A 16,084-nucleotide genomic window follows, 5' to 3' on the forward strand; every position below is an offset into this window, starting at 1 on the left:
AACCATTCAAGCTCTTTTTTATTACTATTTATGTCCTAAAATATGCTCAACCTCATGCACACTTAATTTACTTGCCTTAGCAATCGTTTCAAGTGGTATACCAAGATCATACATATTTTTAATCATTTGAATTTTTACCTGCTGAACCCCTTCTTTTCGACCCTTTTCAATCCCTTGTTCAATGCCTTGTTCAATCCCTTTTTTTATTCCTTGTTCCATTCCTCTTTTTATTCCTTCTGTCTCTGCGTGGGCGAATTTTGCTGCTTCATCCATTAAAACTTTCTCCCTTGCGTCATAGGCTTGTCGGAAAGAAGAATCTTGACTCATACGTTCCCATTTATTTATCGCTTTTTGTAAAATAGGATCTTGGTTCATAGCAATATCCTCCAATGTTTTAGTTAAGTGCTCATCCTCATTTGCTGAAAGTAATAAAAGCCAACGAACAAATGGATCTTTCCACGGATTTACTTTTTCTTCACGCCATTGTTCTGTTAACTTTGGGATTTCTACAATGTGAATTTCTATGTCGTGACTTAGGAGTTTCTGTTGTTGTGTATTCCATAATATACTCGTTGAATGGAAGGCGTTTTGTTCTGAAAACATTATGAAGTTTAATAAATTTATGGTGATGGTTTTATGCAGTGAGCTATATGGCATGCCCTTTTGTAATTGGGATGTGTATAATTTTCCCCAATAATATAAACTACGTTTTATCATATCGTGATTATTATTGAGCTGTATTTCTACATTTACTTTTGTTCCTGTGTTTAATGTCGCTGAAATGTCTAAAATAGATAACTTATCCTCTTCATATTCCCGATATAAATGTGGATCTTCTAGTTGTAGAGAAGCAATGGGCGACTCTAAAGACTCTTGTAACATAGCGTTTAAAAATGCAATTAGAATATCTTCACTACCATTCGTACCAAACAATTGTTTAAATGCAAAATCAATGCGTAAATTAACTAACTGTTGGTTGAACACAGCTTTTCCTCTCCCTTGCATCAGGTCCATTGTACCTAAAAAGAACTAGGCCATGCAAACAGGCCCTTCTGCTATTTTGTTAGTATTATTATTAGAAAATGAAAGGCAAGTATGTCTATGTTATACTCTAGTGAAATTGAATTTTTTCAATCAGTAGCTGCTACAATAGAGAAGCAAGATCCAAGTGTTATTGTGAATAAGGATTCTAATACACATTGGAAAAATTGGATGGATTTTGAGTGTGAATGAAATTTAAAGGATAGGAGAACTCATAATAGATGAAAAGAAGAAGAAAGTCCGGAGAAAAGATACAAATGAACCGATTTACATTCCCTTTATGTTACGGAAGTGAAGCACCATCTTATTACTACGAGGTAGCGGCTCATGAAAGAGAGGGACGCTTCCATTTAACATCAGATCTTTGTGTAATGGACGATGAACATTATTTTATTAGAGGCTGTTTAGAGATTCCTATAATTGATTACCACGAAAATTTCATCTGGACTGTGTGGGTATCACTTAGTAAAGAAAGTTATGATAAAGTACTAGAAGAGTGGGATGAGAGAGGACGAGAGAATAGTGATCCTCATTTTGGCTGGTTATCTGTAGAAATACCAGTTTATCCAGAAACACTAAATTTAAAGACAAATGTACATATAAGAGAAGTTGGAATGGCACCGTATGTTGAATTAGAGCCAACCGATCACCCTTTAGCGATAGAACAAAGAAATGGAATTACTTTAGAGAGAGTTAAAAAAATACAAGAAATTATACAACGACATAATTAGATTAGAAGAAAAAAACGAGTGATATCACTCGTTTTTTTCTTTACACAACATTAGGATTATAAATCATCGTAATGTGCGCTTGTAACAACTCAATATGACACGGTGTATGTAGAGAGCTTTCACCATCTGTATCTACTTCTTTTTCTTCTTCTGTTTCAATATGAATGGATTTAGCTTTGACGTGGAAGATGTCATTTTCATTTGAGTCTTCAAATAGTTTCTTTCCGATGTAATCTTTAAACGCTTGAATGCCTGTTGATTTGACTACGAAAATATCAAGTGTTCCGTCATCACATTTTACGTTCGGAATAAAGGATGGGATACCCCCGAGATATTCACCGTTTCCAACCATAACAAGGACAGCTTCATCTTCATACACTTGTCCGTCGTAAGTAATTTTTACTGGGAATGGTTCAGCATTTTTTACAGTTCGAATGGTGCTTAAATAGTAACCAATTTTACCAAGCTTTGCTTTCTCTTCTGCATCAATATTGTTTGATACTTCAGATACGAGTCCAATGCCCCAGAAGTTTAAGAAGTGTTGTCCGTTTGCTTTTGCGACATCAATTGGTTTTACATGTCCTTTTGTAATGAGTTTCGCTGCTTCTGCAATATTTTGCGGAACACCAAGTGTGCGAGAGAAGTCGTTGCAAGTTCCACCTGGAATGATTGCAAGTGTAGGTCTAGTTTCAAGAGGGGCTAAGCCGTTTGTGCATTCAAATACAGTTCCATCACCACCAAAGACGATAATTAAATCTACTTTACTAGCAAACTCTTGGCAATATTTTGTTGCATCACCTTGTTTTTTCGTATGAAGGATATGTAGGTCAGGAAAAGCTGTGGCAAGTGGTGGTACGATTTTTGTTAAGTTCGTATGTAAATCGCCTTGTCCTGCTTTCGGATTTACGATGAGGAGTACTTTTTCAAATTTTGTTTTTGTCATTCTTCATCTCTCCCTTTGTTTTTATAAATTACGATAGAAATAAAACTTCCACCAATAATGCATGGAAGCTTATTTGATCCCGCTATTTGCGGGCCAATAATCATTGGGGATGGACAAAAATCCCACTGATTAAGGTTTCACTTTATTATATTATTCCGTTACAACTGAAGCGATAAATGGTAAGTTACGATATTTTTCTGCGCAGTCGATACCGTAGCCAACGATAAATTCGTCTGGAATTTGGAAGCCAACATATTCAGCTTTTAAGTCCACTTTACGGCGTTCAGGTTTATCAAGTAACGTACAGAATTTCAATGCTTTTGGTTTATGCATGAAGAAGTGATCTTTTAAGAAGTGAAGTGTTAAACCAGAATCGATAATGTCTTCTACGACAATTACGTTTTTTCCAGTAATGTTTACATCGATATCTTTTAATAGTTTTACTTTTCCAGTTGTTTCTGTTTGATTTCCGTAGCTAGATGCAGAGATAAAGTCGATAGTTAATTCATTTTTAATATGACGAATTAAATCAGCAGCGAATACGAAAGATCCTTTTAATACAGCGATTACAACGATTTCTTCTCCTTCAAAATCACGCTCGATTTGAAGCGCTAGTTCTTTTACTTTTTCTTGTAATTGTTCTTCAGAAATTAAAGTGTCTTTTATTTCAATTTTCATTTGAATCCTCCTACAGTGTAAAACTTGTGAACATTTCGACTGTAAAGGATAGAAAGAAAAAAGTCAAAGAAGATATAAGTTTTTTACAGAAATGCCCACAAAATAGTCAGATGATATGATATACTGATCATATTAAGAAAACGCTTCCACGAAGGGTGATTATGATGAAAAAGAAACAGTATACAAGTGTAACATTTATAAAAGCATTGCTTTTAACAATTGTTCTTGGTATGTTGGCTTACATAATTGATGTACCTGCAATTCGGATTTCATTAATTGGAATGACTTTAGTATTAGGCGCAATTTCCCACGGTATGATGTCGCAGCTGCAAGAAGTCGGACTTGATGATATGAAAGATCATATAGATAAGAAATGAGAAACCTTCACGTATATAGAGTGAAGGTTTTTTCGTTTCTTACAAAAATGTAAGGTGATTTGTAAGACAAATCGATAGTTGCATAGTAGTGTTTTGGATAAACTATAAGTGTAAGGTAAAAGGCAAGCATATTTTAGGTAAATTAAGTTTTAGGCACTCTATATGTGAAAAAGGAGTAGGAGGGCATGGAGAAACATTGGACGACCTTTTCTTTTTTAGCAACTAGTAACACCGTAATGCTAGCTGGAGAAATGGATTTTTTGCATACGTTTGATCGAGAAGACGATCATTCTTCTTCTAAATTTACAATGAAATGGAGTAAGTGGAGCGATAGTTGTAAATTGGAAGAAGAGGCCCCTAACGAAAGGCAAAAAATTATTTTAACAAATCCTATTAAAGCATGGGTCGTTCAATGTCGTAAGTGTAACGTCAAAAATCACTTCAAGAAAACTGAGCCGAGACAATTAGTTATCACTCCGGCCCTTTCTACTTCTCAATCACGCGAAAGTAACAAATAAATATCGAGACACACACCCGAAAAAACATCGTATATATTACGGTGTTTTTTTATTTTTCTAAAATGAAATCTTTAACAAAATTCCATTTCATCTGCATCTTATATTTACATCTCTTGTTTATTCTAATGATACATCCGGTGCGACGTGATGTGTTACTAGAATAAAGTATAAAAGGAGAGAAATAAAATGAAAAAAAAACTATTACCAATTTGTGCAATGGCACTTTTAACAGTAGGATATTCTTCAGTAGCGAGTGCGGATACTGGAACATTAACAAAAGAAGAATCAGCGCAAATGCAGCAAGATAAAGCTAAAAAAGAAGAAGCAATTAAGGAACAGCAAAAGAGCGAAGTAGAGAAAAAAGAAGCAGCACAAGTACAAGAAAAAAGTGATATGGCTAAAAAAGAGGAAGCAATAAAAGCAGGGCAAAAGAATGATACAGCGAAAAAAGAAGTAACACCACAAGTGCAAGAAAAGGAAGCTCTTGCAAAAAAAGAAGCAGCAATTAAGGCAGGGCAAAAGAATGATGCAGCGAAACAGGAAGTAGCAAAGCCAGCTGTACAAGGTGAAAAATTACCAAACACAGCATCAAATAATGTAGCAATGATGGCACTAAGCGCATGTCTTGTAGGGATAGGGACATTATTTGGTTTGAAGCGTCGTAATAAAGTTAAGGCGTAAATAAAATATTTTTCTATAAAGAATGGGATAATTTCATATATTAAAAATGGTAGGTTATTCCTACCATTTTTTGCATGGAGGGATGGAACATGAAGTTACTCAATTATATCGGTATCATATTGATGGCCATAGGGCTATTCATGGGATCGTATTACGCTGTGGAATGGTATAAAGGAAAAAGCTCTGCTCAAGAATTAACGAAAGAAGAAATAAAGAGCCTTAAAAATATACAAGATAATCAACTTTCACATGAAACACCTGTAACTTCTCAAGTACCTTCTTCTCAAACTGAGCATAAAGAAGGAGAAAAGGTAGCAATGTTAAATATACCGAAAATAAAGAAGAAGTTTTCTATATATTGGGGAGCAAATGATGCAACATTGAAAAAAGGAGTTGGTATGTTTGTTAGTGATTTAACGACAACACCATCTGGAGGGGGACATACTGTACTGAGTGGGCATCGAGATACTGTATTTACAGATTTAGGAGAGTTAAAAGAAAAGGATAACCTTATTTTGGAGTATGATAATAAAATTTACACATACGAAATTCAAAAGACATGGATTACACATGCGGATGATCGCACTGTTATTGTAAAAAAAGAAGAACCGACATTAACACTGACGACTTGTTATCCATTTGATTATATAGGGGATGCACCGGATCGATATATTATCGAGGCAAAGTTAATTACGAGTAATTCAAAATAAATTATAGAGCTTTGAATAATAATTTCTTAAAGCGAGAGGGGGAGACATAGATTATGTCAAAAAACATTTTAATTGTTGAAGATGAAGATATTTTACGCGAAATATTAAAGGATTACTTTTTGAGTGAACAATATAAAGTGCTTGAAGCGAGAGACGGAAAAGAAGCTTTAGTCTTATTTGAAGAAGAAGAGGTCGATTTAGTTATACTTGATATTATGTTGCCGGAACTTGATGGATGGTCTGTTTGCCGAAGGATTCGTAAGACGTCGGGGGTTCCAATTATTATGCTGACGGCACGTGTAGATGAAGATGATACGTTACTTGGGTTTGAGCTTGGGGCAGATGATTATGTTACGAAACCATATAGTCCGCCTATTTTATTAGCGAGAGCGAAACGATTATTAGAAAGTAGACAAGCATCAAAGAAACCTTTGGAAAATGAAGATGATACATTATCAATTCATGGCATTCACGTCCATTTTCCGTCACGTACTGTTACTGTTGATGAGGCAGACATTACTTTAACACATACAGAATTTGAAATATTAGCTTATTTCATGAAAAATCAAGGGATTGTTTTAACGAGAGAACAGTTAATTTCAAGAATTTGGGGGTACGAATTTGCTGGCGATGATCGAACGGTTAATAGTCATATTCGTAATTTGCGAAATAAATTAGGAGAGAAAGCAAAGTACATTACAACTGTAGTGCGAACCGGTTATAAATTCGAGGGGAACATATGAGAAAAGGGATTGTACTTAAATTATTTACCCTTACAACAGCTCTATGTATGTTGATTTTAGCGACGATATTTATTGGTCAAACGATATTTTTTAAACAATATTATGCGAACCGAAAAGTAGAAGATATTAAAGTGAATTTAAATTCCTTTGAGAAGAATTATTTGAATTATGTAGGAAATGCAGAAGGAATTCAGAAGCTGGAGCAAGATTTTTTAAGAGAAAATAATACGTGGATTACGATATTAGATCAGAATGGGAATTTAAAACATGTGGATGATTTTTATTTTGAAGTAACGATAGACCGTAGGCAACAGAAGAGCTTTGGACAACAAATATTCAAGATTCCCTTAGGTAATCTCGTCAATATAGAGGAGATTGATAATAAATTATCAGAGCAGTTTTTAGGACAAGAAATTTATTTTTCTGGAGTGAGAAAAGAAGATAGTTTTATTCCGTTCTCTTTTTCTTTAGCTAAGCAGAATTTAAGTGGATCTAATAAACCGTTAGAAAAAGCGTTTCAGGAGAAAATGATTAAATCAGATGAGGAAAAAAAGAAAGCTGATCAAGAGTCAATTGTTAAGGAAAAGAAGCCAGTCGTTCAGGAACAAGCTACTCAGGAATTAGGTGCTTACATAGGAGGACGTGTTACGAAAGTACAGTTCCCCGATGTAAAAGGTCCTGTGAATCCAATTTATAAAAATAGTTTATTCTTAGATAGAATAAAGGAATTTCAAACTGATTTATTATTAAAAGAGAGTAATCATATACAGTATTCAACACAAATAACGGACTATGAAAAGAATGATATAAAATATAAATTATTAATTAAACCAAAAAAAGAAAAAGACGGATCGGTAACATATATATACGCGATGGCTTCTTTGCAACCTGTCGATGAGGCTGTACAAATGGTGCAAGATTATTACATCTATATTGTTGCATTTGTAGTCGTTCTAATTTTTCTAGCTTCGTTTTATTACTCAAAACAAATTGCAAAACCATTACTAAAAATAAATGATACAACGAAAAAAATAGCGCATTTAGATTTTACAGAAAAAATTCCGATAACTTCAAAAGATGAAATCGGTGATTTATCGCAAAATATTAATACATTATCTAATAAACTACATTCACATATTGGACAGTTAGAACAAGATATTGAAAAAGAAAGAAAGTTAGAAAACACAAGGAAAGAATTTATTGCAGGTGTATCGCATGAACTAAAAACGCCACTGAGTATTATGAAAAGCTGTATTTCCATTTTAAAAGATGGGGTAGCTGAACATAAGAAAGACTACTATTTTCAGGCGATGGAAAAAGAAGTAGACAAGATGGATATACTAATTTTGGATATGCTTGAATTAGCTAAATTTGAGTCTGGCACATACAACATGAAGATGGATTCTTTCTATATCGATGGAGTGATTGAAGAAATATGTGAACAGCTTTCAGCGGAGATAGAGAAAAAAGAACTGAGTGTGCACAAACATATATGTCCAGCAGAAGTGATTGGGAATCAAAATAGAATTGAACAAGTAATTGTGAATTTTATTACGAATGCAATACGTTATACACCAGAAAAAGAAGATATTATTATTTCCACAATAGACGGGAAGGATCATATAAAAGTATGTATTGAAAATAAAGGTGCTCACATTGAAGAAGAACAATTAGATAAAATTTGGGACCGTTTTTATCGCGTGGATGCGGCAAGGAAACGTTCACAAGGTGGAACAGGGCTTGGTCTTGCAATTTCAAAAAATATTTTAGAATTGCACGATGCTGAATATGGGGTGAAGAATACCGAAGATGGTGTGTTATTTTACTTCTATTTACCGAAAAAAGCGTAGACAATACAATCTACGCTTTTTTAATTTATTTTCATATTATCTTTACCTAATCTTTATTTCTAAACAGTATACTTTGAATAGAAAATGAGGTTATGTAAGGAGTCGATGAACCGTGCATAGCAATTGGCTAAGTATAATGGTATTTATTTTCTTTTGTGCATTTATTGTATTTTTAATTGATATTACGATGTGAAAAAAGAGCGCTAAGTTAAGCGCCCTTTTTTTGTGTATTCATTTGATAAGCACTCATGCTTTTGAATAATCTTGGTGAAGTGATAAATAAAAATATAAGTAAAACGGTACATAGAATATAGGAACCAATCATTGTGCTACCGTTAAATATTAAAGAATATAGAATAGCTGATTGACCTTTCGGTGCATATTGTCCCCAGAAAATAATACCGGCAATAAAGTGACAGAAGTAACGAGCTAGACTACCGATAAAAGTAGCAATGATAATGTATCCAATTACTTTCTTTCCTTGGTTTTGTTTTGATGAAGGCTTATCTTTACGGCTACTTAAGTTTGATTGTTCGTTTCCATTCTTATTAGATGCTAGAAGTGCTTTTTGAATTGGACGATAGAATAAACCAGCAAATCCAATGAATGCGAAAGCAACGAAGTATTCAATGATTACTTGAATTGGTGTGACGATAATGGCATCGCCTACGACAATTTGTAATAATCCCCAAATTAAGCCTCCTAAGAAAGCCATTTTGAAGCCCCAGCGGTATGCGATAATAAAAATAGGAATCATAGCGAATGAGATGGAACCGCCTGTTGCTGATATTTTGATTGAAAGTGGTAGAATATCGATGACCAAGGCGAAGGCTGCAAGAATAGCAGATTCGATCATCGCTTGTAAATTGGTGTTACGCATGTTGTCTCCCCCTAAATCCAAGTTGCAAAAAAAGAATAGATATCATAGGAGGATACGAAATACGTAAATGAAAAAGAGGTATGTATTTCGGACGTTTGCACAATTCCTGCGTTAGCATTAACTAACAGGTTCAAAGGGTCGGAACGAATTGTTCCCTCTCAGCGGTAAGGCTCCCCCTGTGATAACGAGATTCTTTATTTGCTATTGTTCATTGTAAGCGAAATGGATGAGAATGGCAAATGAATACCGTATGACAATTATTGAAATAGAATTGTAGCGAAATGTTAATAAATATGAAGCAAAAGGGTATAGTCCAATTGAAATAGAGTATGATATAATTTTTTTGAAAATAATTATCATTCTCTTCTGAGGGGGAAGGTTATGAGCTTAGTAGATATTAAAATTGGCGAGAAAGTGTTAGTAAAAAGTATTCAGTCTTTAGATCAGTTATTAAAGCGTAGACTAGCTGCTTTCGGTCTTGCGGAAGGAAGCGAACTTCGCTTGAAACAGAAAGCGATGTTTAAAGGTCCTTGTACATTGGAGTGTCGTGGACAGTTAATTAGTATTCGTCATTGTGACGCGAAAATGATAAAGGTGGAATTAGCGTGAATAAGGTTGCTTTGCTAGGGAATCCGAATACAGGGAAAACATCATTATTTAATGCACTTACTGGTTCTTATGAATATGTAGGAAACTGGAGCGGTGTAACAGTAGAAAAGAAGGTTGGTAAATTAAAAGATAAGCAAGGAACATTAATTGATTTACCAGGCGTTTATGATTTGAATCCAGTTTCACGTGATGAAGGTGTCGTTACGAATTTTCTACTAACAGATGAATTTCATCATATGTTAAATATAGTGGATTCTTCTCAATTTGAGCGAAATATGCATTTAACATTGCAATTACTTGAATTTGGTAAGCCCGTTTCAATTGGTTTAAATATGATTGATGTGGCAAAGCAAAGAGGAATTGTGATTAATGTAAAACGGCTATCAGAAATATTAGGTGTAACAGTCGTTCCTGTCATCGCAAGAACCGGAAAAGGCTGTGAAGAATTACTTACTACTCTTCATGAAGAGAAACAAAAAGAGAAAAAGCCATTCATTATTTCATATGGTGTACAAATGGATGAAGGAATTGGAGAGGTAATCGCTCTTTTAGAGACAGCGAATTATGAGCATCCGAGATGGTTAGCCCTTCAATTTTTAAGCAATAACGAAGTAGTAGAAAAAGAAATGAAAGCATTACCAATTTATAAGGAACTTATAGCCATTCGATCTCGTTTAGATGGAAAACTTGATTGTACGTTGGAAGAGCACATTTACAAGACTCGTGAAGCGTATATTGAAAAGTTAAAAACAAATGTTATGCAACATGAGAAAGAAGGAAAAATTCCTTTTTCAGAAAAAATTGATAGGTTAATTACACATAAAATTTTAGGACTTCCAATCTTTTTAGCAGTTATGTTTTTTATTTTTCAGGTTACGTTTACGTGGATTGGTACACCTTTATCTGATATGCTTGATGGATTTTTTGGCGGACAACTTACTGATTGGGTTACAGCTGGGCTCACAAGTGTTGGGGCTTCTGACTTTATTCAAGCACTCGTTACAGAAGGTATTATTGCTGGGGTTGGTGCGGTATTAGTATTCGTTCCACAAATCTTTGCACTATTTTTCTTCATTTCATTATTAGAAGACTCAGGATATATGGCACGAATTGCAGTTGTTATGGATAGAATTATGGAGTTTTTTGGTTTAAACGGAAAAGCATTTATTCCGATGATTATCGGCTTTGGATGTAACGTTCCAGGTATTATGGCAGCGAGAACGATTGAACAAGAAAAAGAAAGGTTACTTACAGTTCTTGTAACACCGTTTATGTCTTGTTCGGCACGTTTACCTGTATATGCACTATTTGCGGGAGTTTTCTTCCCTCATAGTCAGGCGACTGTTGTGTTCTCTTTATATATCGCAGGGATTGTTCTTGCATTACTCGTTACAAAAATTATGTCTCTTACTATTTTAAAAGCAGAAAAATCTATTTTTGTAATTGAACTACCACCTTACCGTGTGCCACAAGCGAAAACGTTATGGCTGAGCACGTGGGAGAAAGGTAAAGGATTTGTTCGTAAAGCGGGTACATTCATCTTCGGTGGTTCTGTTGTCATTTGGTTATTAAACTATGCAGGTCCATCAGGATTTGGTGTTGATATGGGAGACAGTTTCTTAGCGATGATTGGTGGATTTATCGCACCACTATTTGCACCGCTCGGTTTTGGAACGTGGCAAGCTGGGGCATCCCTTTTAACAGGATTTTTAGCGAAAGAAGTTGTCGTTTCTACAATGGCAATTATTTATGCGGTTAAAGAAGATGTGCTAGGAAATGTAATGGGAGCACATTATACTGCGCTATCAGCATATGCATTTATGTTCTTTGTTTTATTATATGTTCCGTGCTTAGCGACAGTAGCTGTTATTAAACGTGAAACAGGATCGATGAAATGGACAGTTTTCTCTGTCGTTTATCCGCTCGTTGTTGCTTATGTATTAACGCTCATTATATACCAAGTTGGGTCCTTACTCGGATTCTAGAAGGAGATGTATCGCGGTGATGGTCAATATTATAATTGGAGCTATCATTTTTGGTTATGCAGCATATACGTTAGTTAATTTTGTAAAGAGAAGTAAAAAGGGAAAATGCGCAGCATGCTCTTTAAGTAAGTCATGTCAATCGCAAACTTGTAGTCCAGATATGGAGCAAATTGCTCAGAAATAGAAAAAAGCTTTGCGAATTTCGCAAAGCTTTTTTGTTTACTTTTTAATTTTTACAAGTTGTGATGCTTCTACTCCATTTGCTCCAGGTAATTCTTTGCTAGGGTCTTTATCAAATTTTAGAATACCTACAGATTTTTCTTCACCTTTTACATTTCCATATGCTGCGTCATCAACGATGGCAAACATATCTCCATAAGAACGGCCGTCACCGATAATTGTGTTATCTTCATATTTTAATTTCGCTCCATCAAGTGTAGCATTTTCAACTTTTTCTTTTGCAAATAATACACCTTGCTCTGTTGTTACAGCTGGTAACTTATCAATTGCTTTTGTGTCATCATTTTTATCGACTTTTTTAAGTAGTTCTTTCTTAACGAGTTCTTCACCAGTTTTCTTATCCATTACAAGTACTTTTTTACCTTCAAGTGTTGCAACTTTCATTTTATATACATCTTTTTCTTTTACATCTTTTTTGTTTTTATCTGCGATTTGCTGAACTTGATCTTCCGTTCCGTATAATACTAAGCCGTTCGCCTTTTCTCCTAATAAAGAACAACCTGATAATGCTCCGAATGAAATTGCTGCTGCTAACCCGATTCCTACTAATTTTTTCATGATGATTTCTCCTTTTTATATGCTTTATAGTAAATACAGTTTTTGTATTAGTCCTTACAGTATGAGAAGCTTTTTTGCTATTCCGTTGCTTCTGGTATTAGTGTATAAGAAATATTGAAACGTAACTATCGAGTTAGCTTACAGTAACATTACAATTATGTAATTTAGTGAAATCGCGCAAAAATAAGTTAATTTTGGAGGCAGAAATAATAAGGATATAGTAGGAATACAATATTATATTTGGAATGTCATATTATATTAGTTGTATTTTGGAAATAACATGTAAGGACATCTTAGTTTTGTTATAATAAACACATAGGTTGTAAAAATGAATATTCTTACTGAAAAGGGAGATTTTTAATTTTCCAAGTAGTGAATTTGAAATATGAGGTATATCATAGGAGGAATTTGGATGTCTGTATTTAAACGATTAAGAGATTTAACAATGTCGAATGTGTATTCATTAATTGAAAAAGCTGAAGATCCAGTTAAGATGACGGATCAATATTTACGCGATATGCAAGCGGATGTACAAGAAGCTGAGAAAAGTGTAGCAGCTCAAATCGCACTTGAGAAGAAATTCAAAATATTATTTGAAGAGCAAGAAGCACTTGTGAAAAAACGTGAAGAGCAAGCTCATATGGCTGTTCAAGCTAGCAACTTAGATCTTGCGCGCCGTGCTTTAGAAGAAAAACAAAATGCAGAGCAAAAGATGAATGAGTATAAAGCGAGCTATGAGCAAAACAAAGCAGCTGCTGATAACCTTCGTCTTAAGCTAGAAGAAATGCGTAAGCAATTAACAGAGCTGAAAAATAAACGTGAAACACTTGTTGCACGTGTAAATGCAGCGAAAGCACAAAAGAATATTAATCAGGCGATGTCTGGATTTGATTCAAATTCAGCAAAAGCTGGTTTAAGCCGTATGGAAGAGAAAGCACTTCAATTAGAGGCTGAAGCAGAAGCAAGCGGTGAAATTTACAAGAAAGAAAAGTCGTTAGATGATGAATTCGCAAGCTTAAACAAAAATTCTGTTGTTGACGATGAATTAGCTCGTATTATGAAGCAGTACGAGAAATAATATAGAATAGACAAAGAAACCGACATGTCTGAAGAGAATTCATGTCGGTTTTCTATTACCCCGCTATTTGCGGGCAAAGACTCCCACCTCAACATTTTGTGAAAGCAGAGAGGTTGGTGGGAGTCGGGCTGCCCGTAAATGCCCGATTGGTGAAGGCTAATAATCAGTAGGGGATGGAAAACTCCCCACTGATTAAAGTTTCACTTTACTTTTTTAGAGGAGGTTTTGTAATGACGTGGATGAATGTTTTAGCTATGCTTGTATGGACTGGAGCGAGTGCGGTACTTTTATTTGCAATTATGTGGGTTGATTCGATTTTTACAAAATACAATGATTTAAAAGAAATGAAAAATGGAAATACAGCAGTGACAACGCGTTTCGTTATGAAATTATTTGCGCAAGGGTACATTTTATCTCAATCTATAACGAAAGCGAATGACTTATGGCAAGCGCTTCTTGCCTCAGCAGTTTCATTCGTTATTTTATTAATTGTAGAAATGTTCATTGAGTTTGTGTTAAAGAAAATGTCTGGTTTAGATTTAGAAGAAGGAACGAAAGAAGGCAGCATAGCACATGCGTTGTTAGCTGGTTCATTACATATCGTTGGTGCACTTATTTTAGGTGCTTGTTTATAAAGAGAAAAGGAGGGGTAGATTGTGAGTTTATTTAAACGTATTAAAAATATAATGAAGAGTCCGGAGCCGCCGAAGCCAGAAAAGAGTCTTTTAACGTTGGCTCCTGGCGATATGATTGAAGTCTCGTTAGTCATGTACGAATTAACTGGGAAAACGAGCATGCATTCTCGCAAGGAGATTATTTTAACTTTGCAGGATGGGAAAGATATTCGTTATTTGAAAATTGAAGACCGTGAAAATACGTATTACAAATTGTATACACCGATTGATGGTCGTTTAGATTCAATCGATGAAATTCCGACGACGATTGAAATGGATGATATAGAGTATCATATGGAAGAACAATATAATGGACGTGTTGTTGTTATGGGGAAAACACCATTCGCTGCTTCAGAAGAACAGTACGTATGGGAATTCCAATCTGATAACCGCAAATTATTACGTGTTGAATGGCAAAATGGTCGCACAATGATGTATGAGGGAGAAGCAATTATTCCTGCTGATGTACAAATCATAAGAGCAACATAAGGGGGGCGTAATCATGTCAAACCGATTGTTTACCATGATTAAATCGTTCGTGATCCCTATACTTGCTATCGTTACATTACTTGTTATTGCCGGTTATGCTTTATCGGGCTGTCAAAGTGGTCAGGCGAAGTCAATTCAGGACCGTTACCCACTAGAGTCTGTCGCAAAGGATGGTAAACAAGAATCTTACGTGTATAGGGCCGCCAATCGGTCAGTTCCTGAAGTTGCAAAGGAACTTATAGCCGAAAGGAAACCGAAGCAAGCATCTAAAGAAGACGAAAATCAAATGTTCCTCGTTTATTCTGATAAAATGTATAATTTACAAAAGGATAAAGAGAAACCATCTGATACGTTAATTGAAATAAGCAATGAAGAATTTGTCCGTCAAAATTACCAACCATCCTTCTTACAAGGATATATTATGGGGAGTATATTAAACGATATATTCGGTTCACGAAAATCATCATACGGTGATTATCGCGGATATAATGACAGACAAAATCATAAACCGGTGATCCCGGAAAGACCACCTACGAAAGAGGAAAAGAAAACCCCGCCTCCAATTACGAAGGAAGGGAAAGGATCTATTATTAAGCGAGGCGATAATGTAGATCCGAAATCATCTGTAGGTGATAAAGGAAGTATTACGGAAAAAGGAAGTAAAACGACGCCACCGCCTTCTACCGGAAGCAAAGGGAAAATTACGAAAAATCCGGGTGGCTCGAGTGGATCTGATGTGAAGCCGAAATCATCCATTAAAACCCCACCAAAGAATACGTCGCCCCCGAAAACAAGGGTTGGCGGTTCAGGGAAAATTATGAAGAGAAGATAGTATAGAGACCGAAAAGTGGAATTTGCTTTTCGGTCTTTTTATTATGGGAATTAATTCCTTATAGCTGGTACAATTAAGTTATAAGGAGGAGATTATTATGAGTATATATAAAAGGTTTAGTTTGATTATGTTCCTCGTCTTATTCCTCAGTTTGTTTATTAGCACAACGATGAAATTTCACTTTATCCCGCATTAACGGGCAGTAAAACTCCCACCTCAAAATTCGGCTGGAGCAAAGAAGTTAGGTGGGAGATCAACTGCCCGTAAACGCCCGATTGGTTCAACTAATAATCAGTGGGGGATGAACAAAACCCCCACTGATTATAGTTTCACTTTATAGTAGGTATTCTATGGATACTGTGTACATGTACTCTCTTTCTATATGTTCCGCTTCGCTTTCAGCATGAAGTGCCCGCCTTTCAAAAGTACGTCGATTGGATTAAAAGCGGGGGAAGATGGGGGGAGTA

20 protein-coding genes and 1 riboswitch are annotated in these 16,084 nt (G+C 35.3%); of the genes, 15 read left to right on the forward strand and 5 right to left on the reverse strand.

Features of this window, described 5'->3' with window-relative positions:
* Window positions 1-24: 24 nt before the first annotated feature.
* Complete coding sequence (locus MKX66_RS23135; RefSeq protein WP_341087668.1) at window positions 25-984, reverse strand: Rpn family recombination-promoting nuclease/putative transposase; 960 nt, start codon at window positions 982-984, stop codon at window positions 25-27.
* 111 nt (window positions 985-1,095) lie between these two features.
* On the opposite strand from MKX66_RS23135, the gene MKX66_RS23140 reads away from it, so the two are divergent.
* Window positions 1,096-1,233 carry a DUF7003 family protein gene (locus MKX66_RS23140; protein WP_176527795.1) on the forward strand — a complete coding sequence of 46 codons (138 nt, stop codon included), beginning with the start codon at window positions 1,096-1,098 and terminating at the stop codon, window positions 1,231-1,233.
* Between the two features lie 29 nt (window positions 1,234-1,262).
* A complete protein-coding gene (locus MKX66_RS23145) occupies window positions 1,263-1,772 on the forward strand; it encodes a DUF2199 domain-containing protein (protein ID WP_000830208.1) in 510 nt (169 codons plus the stop codon).
* Between the two features lie 40 nt (window positions 1,773-1,812).
* Here MKX66_RS23145 and MKX66_RS23150 read toward each other — a convergent pair whose 3' ends face one another.
* On the reverse strand, window positions 1,813-2,715 hold the full coding sequence (locus tag MKX66_RS23150; protein WP_341087206.1) for a diacylglycerol/lipid kinase family protein: 903 nt from the start codon (window positions 2,713-2,715) through the stop codon (window positions 1,813-1,815).
* A gap of 150 nt (window positions 2,716-2,865) precedes the next feature.
* Window positions 2,866-3,393 carry a hypoxanthine phosphoribosyltransferase gene (hpt, locus tag MKX66_RS23155; protein ID WP_000687585.1) on the reverse strand — a complete coding sequence of 176 codons (528 nt, stop codon included), beginning with the start codon at window positions 3,391-3,393 and terminating at the stop codon, window positions 2,866-2,868.
* A gap of 161 nt (window positions 3,394-3,554) precedes the next feature.
* Between hpt and MKX66_RS23160 the strand changes: the two genes are divergently transcribed.
* The 6 genes from MKX66_RS23160 to MKX66_RS23185 all read left to right on the forward strand — a co-directional run bounded on the left by MKX66_RS23160 (window position 3,555) and on the right by MKX66_RS23185 (window position 8,272).
* The gene (locus MKX66_RS23160) at window positions 3,555-3,770 is read left to right on the forward strand and encodes a hypothetical protein (RefSeq protein ID WP_002129607.1); all 216 of its coding nucleotides are present in this window, start codon (window positions 3,555-3,557) and stop codon (window positions 3,768-3,770) included.
* Between the two features lie 185 nt (window positions 3,771-3,955).
* Window positions 3,956-4,288, forward strand: coding sequence for a hypothetical protein (locus MKX66_RS23165; protein ID WP_000410949.1), 333 nt, complete (start codon window positions 3,956-3,958; stop codon window positions 4,286-4,288).
* Between the two features lie 186 nt (window positions 4,289-4,474).
* Complete coding sequence (locus MKX66_RS23170; protein WP_137076403.1) at window positions 4,475-4,969, forward strand: LPXTG cell wall anchor domain-containing protein; 495 nt, start codon at window positions 4,475-4,477, stop codon at window positions 4,967-4,969.
* Between the two features lie 89 nt (window positions 4,970-5,058).
* Window positions 5,059-5,679, forward strand: coding sequence for a class D sortase (locus MKX66_RS23175; protein ID WP_002138791.1), 621 nt, complete (start codon window positions 5,059-5,061; stop codon window positions 5,677-5,679).
* Window positions 5,680-5,732: 53 nt separating this feature from the next.
* A complete protein-coding gene (locus MKX66_RS23180; protein ID WP_016130401.1) occupies window positions 5,733-6,422 on the forward strand; it encodes a response regulator transcription factor in 690 nt (229 codons plus the stop codon).
* Window positions 6,419-8,272 carry a sensor histidine kinase gene (locus MKX66_RS23185; protein ID WP_326997205.1) on the forward strand — a complete coding sequence of 618 codons (1,854 nt, stop codon included), beginning with the start codon at window positions 6,419-6,421 and terminating at the stop codon, window positions 8,270-8,272. The genes MKX66_RS23180 and MKX66_RS23185 overlap by 4 nt, the downstream gene beginning before the upstream one ends.
* 208 nt (window positions 8,273-8,480) lie before the next feature.
* Here the strand turns inward: MKX66_RS23185 and MKX66_RS23190 are convergent, their stop codons facing one another.
* On the reverse strand, window positions 8,481-9,152 hold the full coding sequence (locus tag MKX66_RS23190) for an energy-coupled thiamine transporter ThiT (protein WP_107887313.1): 672 nt from the start codon (window positions 9,150-9,152) through the stop codon (window positions 8,481-8,483).
* 85 nt (window positions 9,153-9,237) lie between these two features.
* Window positions 9,238-9,339: riboswitch (TPP riboswitch) on the reverse strand.
* Between the two features lie 194 nt (window positions 9,340-9,533).
* Here MKX66_RS23190 and MKX66_RS23195 point away from each other — a divergent pair.
* From MKX66_RS23195 to MKX66_RS23205, 3 genes are read left to right on the forward strand one after another with little or no spacing between them, the layout of a single operon-like run.
* Entirely contained in the window at window positions 9,534-9,761 is a 228-nt protein-coding gene (locus MKX66_RS23195; protein ID WP_000060512.1) for a FeoA family protein, read from the forward strand.
* Window positions 9,758-11,746 carry a ferrous iron transport protein B gene (gene feoB / locus MKX66_RS23200; protein ID WP_033709533.1) on the forward strand — a complete coding sequence of 663 codons (1,989 nt, stop codon included), beginning with the start codon at window positions 9,758-9,760 and terminating at the stop codon, window positions 11,744-11,746. Before MKX66_RS23195 ends, feoB begins: the two co-directional genes overlap by 4 nt.
* Window positions 11,747-11,762: 16 nt before the next feature.
* Complete coding sequence (locus tag MKX66_RS23205; RefSeq protein ID WP_033708410.1) at window positions 11,763-11,930, forward strand: FeoB-associated Cys-rich membrane protein; 168 nt, start codon at window positions 11,763-11,765, stop codon at window positions 11,928-11,930.
* 35 nt (window positions 11,931-11,965) lie between these two features.
* Here the strand turns inward: MKX66_RS23205 and MKX66_RS23210 are convergent, their stop codons facing one another.
* A complete protein-coding gene (locus MKX66_RS23210) occupies window positions 11,966-12,544 on the reverse strand; it encodes a lipoprotein BA_5634 family protein (protein ID WP_215590281.1) in 579 nt (192 codons plus the stop codon).
* A gap of 412 nt (window positions 12,545-12,956) precedes the next feature.
* On the opposite strand from MKX66_RS23210, the gene MKX66_RS23215 reads away from it, so the two are divergent.
* The 4 genes from MKX66_RS23215 (at window position 12,957) to MKX66_RS23230 (ending at window position 15,617) form a co-directional block, all read left to right on the forward strand.
* On the forward strand, window positions 12,957-13,622 hold the full coding sequence (locus tag MKX66_RS23215) for a PspA/IM30 family protein (RefSeq protein WP_002015754.1): 666 nt from the start codon (window positions 12,957-12,959) through the stop codon (window positions 13,620-13,622).
* Window positions 13,623-13,852: 230 nt separating this feature from the next.
* Entirely contained in the window at window positions 13,853-14,257 is a 405-nt protein-coding gene (locus MKX66_RS23220; protein WP_012261886.1) for a DUF350 domain-containing protein, read from the forward strand.
* Window positions 14,258-14,278: 21 nt separating this feature from the next.
* Complete coding sequence (locus MKX66_RS23225; RefSeq protein WP_002191003.1) at window positions 14,279-14,785, forward strand: DUF4178 domain-containing protein; 507 nt, start codon at window positions 14,279-14,281, stop codon at window positions 14,783-14,785.
* Between the two features lie 13 nt (window positions 14,786-14,798).
* The gene (locus MKX66_RS23230; protein WP_002129590.1) at window positions 14,799-15,617 is read left to right on the forward strand and encodes a DUF4247 domain-containing protein; all 819 of its coding nucleotides are present in this window, start codon (window positions 14,799-14,801) and stop codon (window positions 15,615-15,617) included.
* The last annotated feature ends 467 nt before the right edge of the window (window positions 15,618-16,084 follow it).

This window comes from Bacillus sp. FSL R9-9530, assembly GCF_038008145.1.
Lineage (GTDB): Bacteria > Bacillota > Bacilli > Bacillales > Bacillaceae_G > Bacillus_A > Bacillus_A mycoides.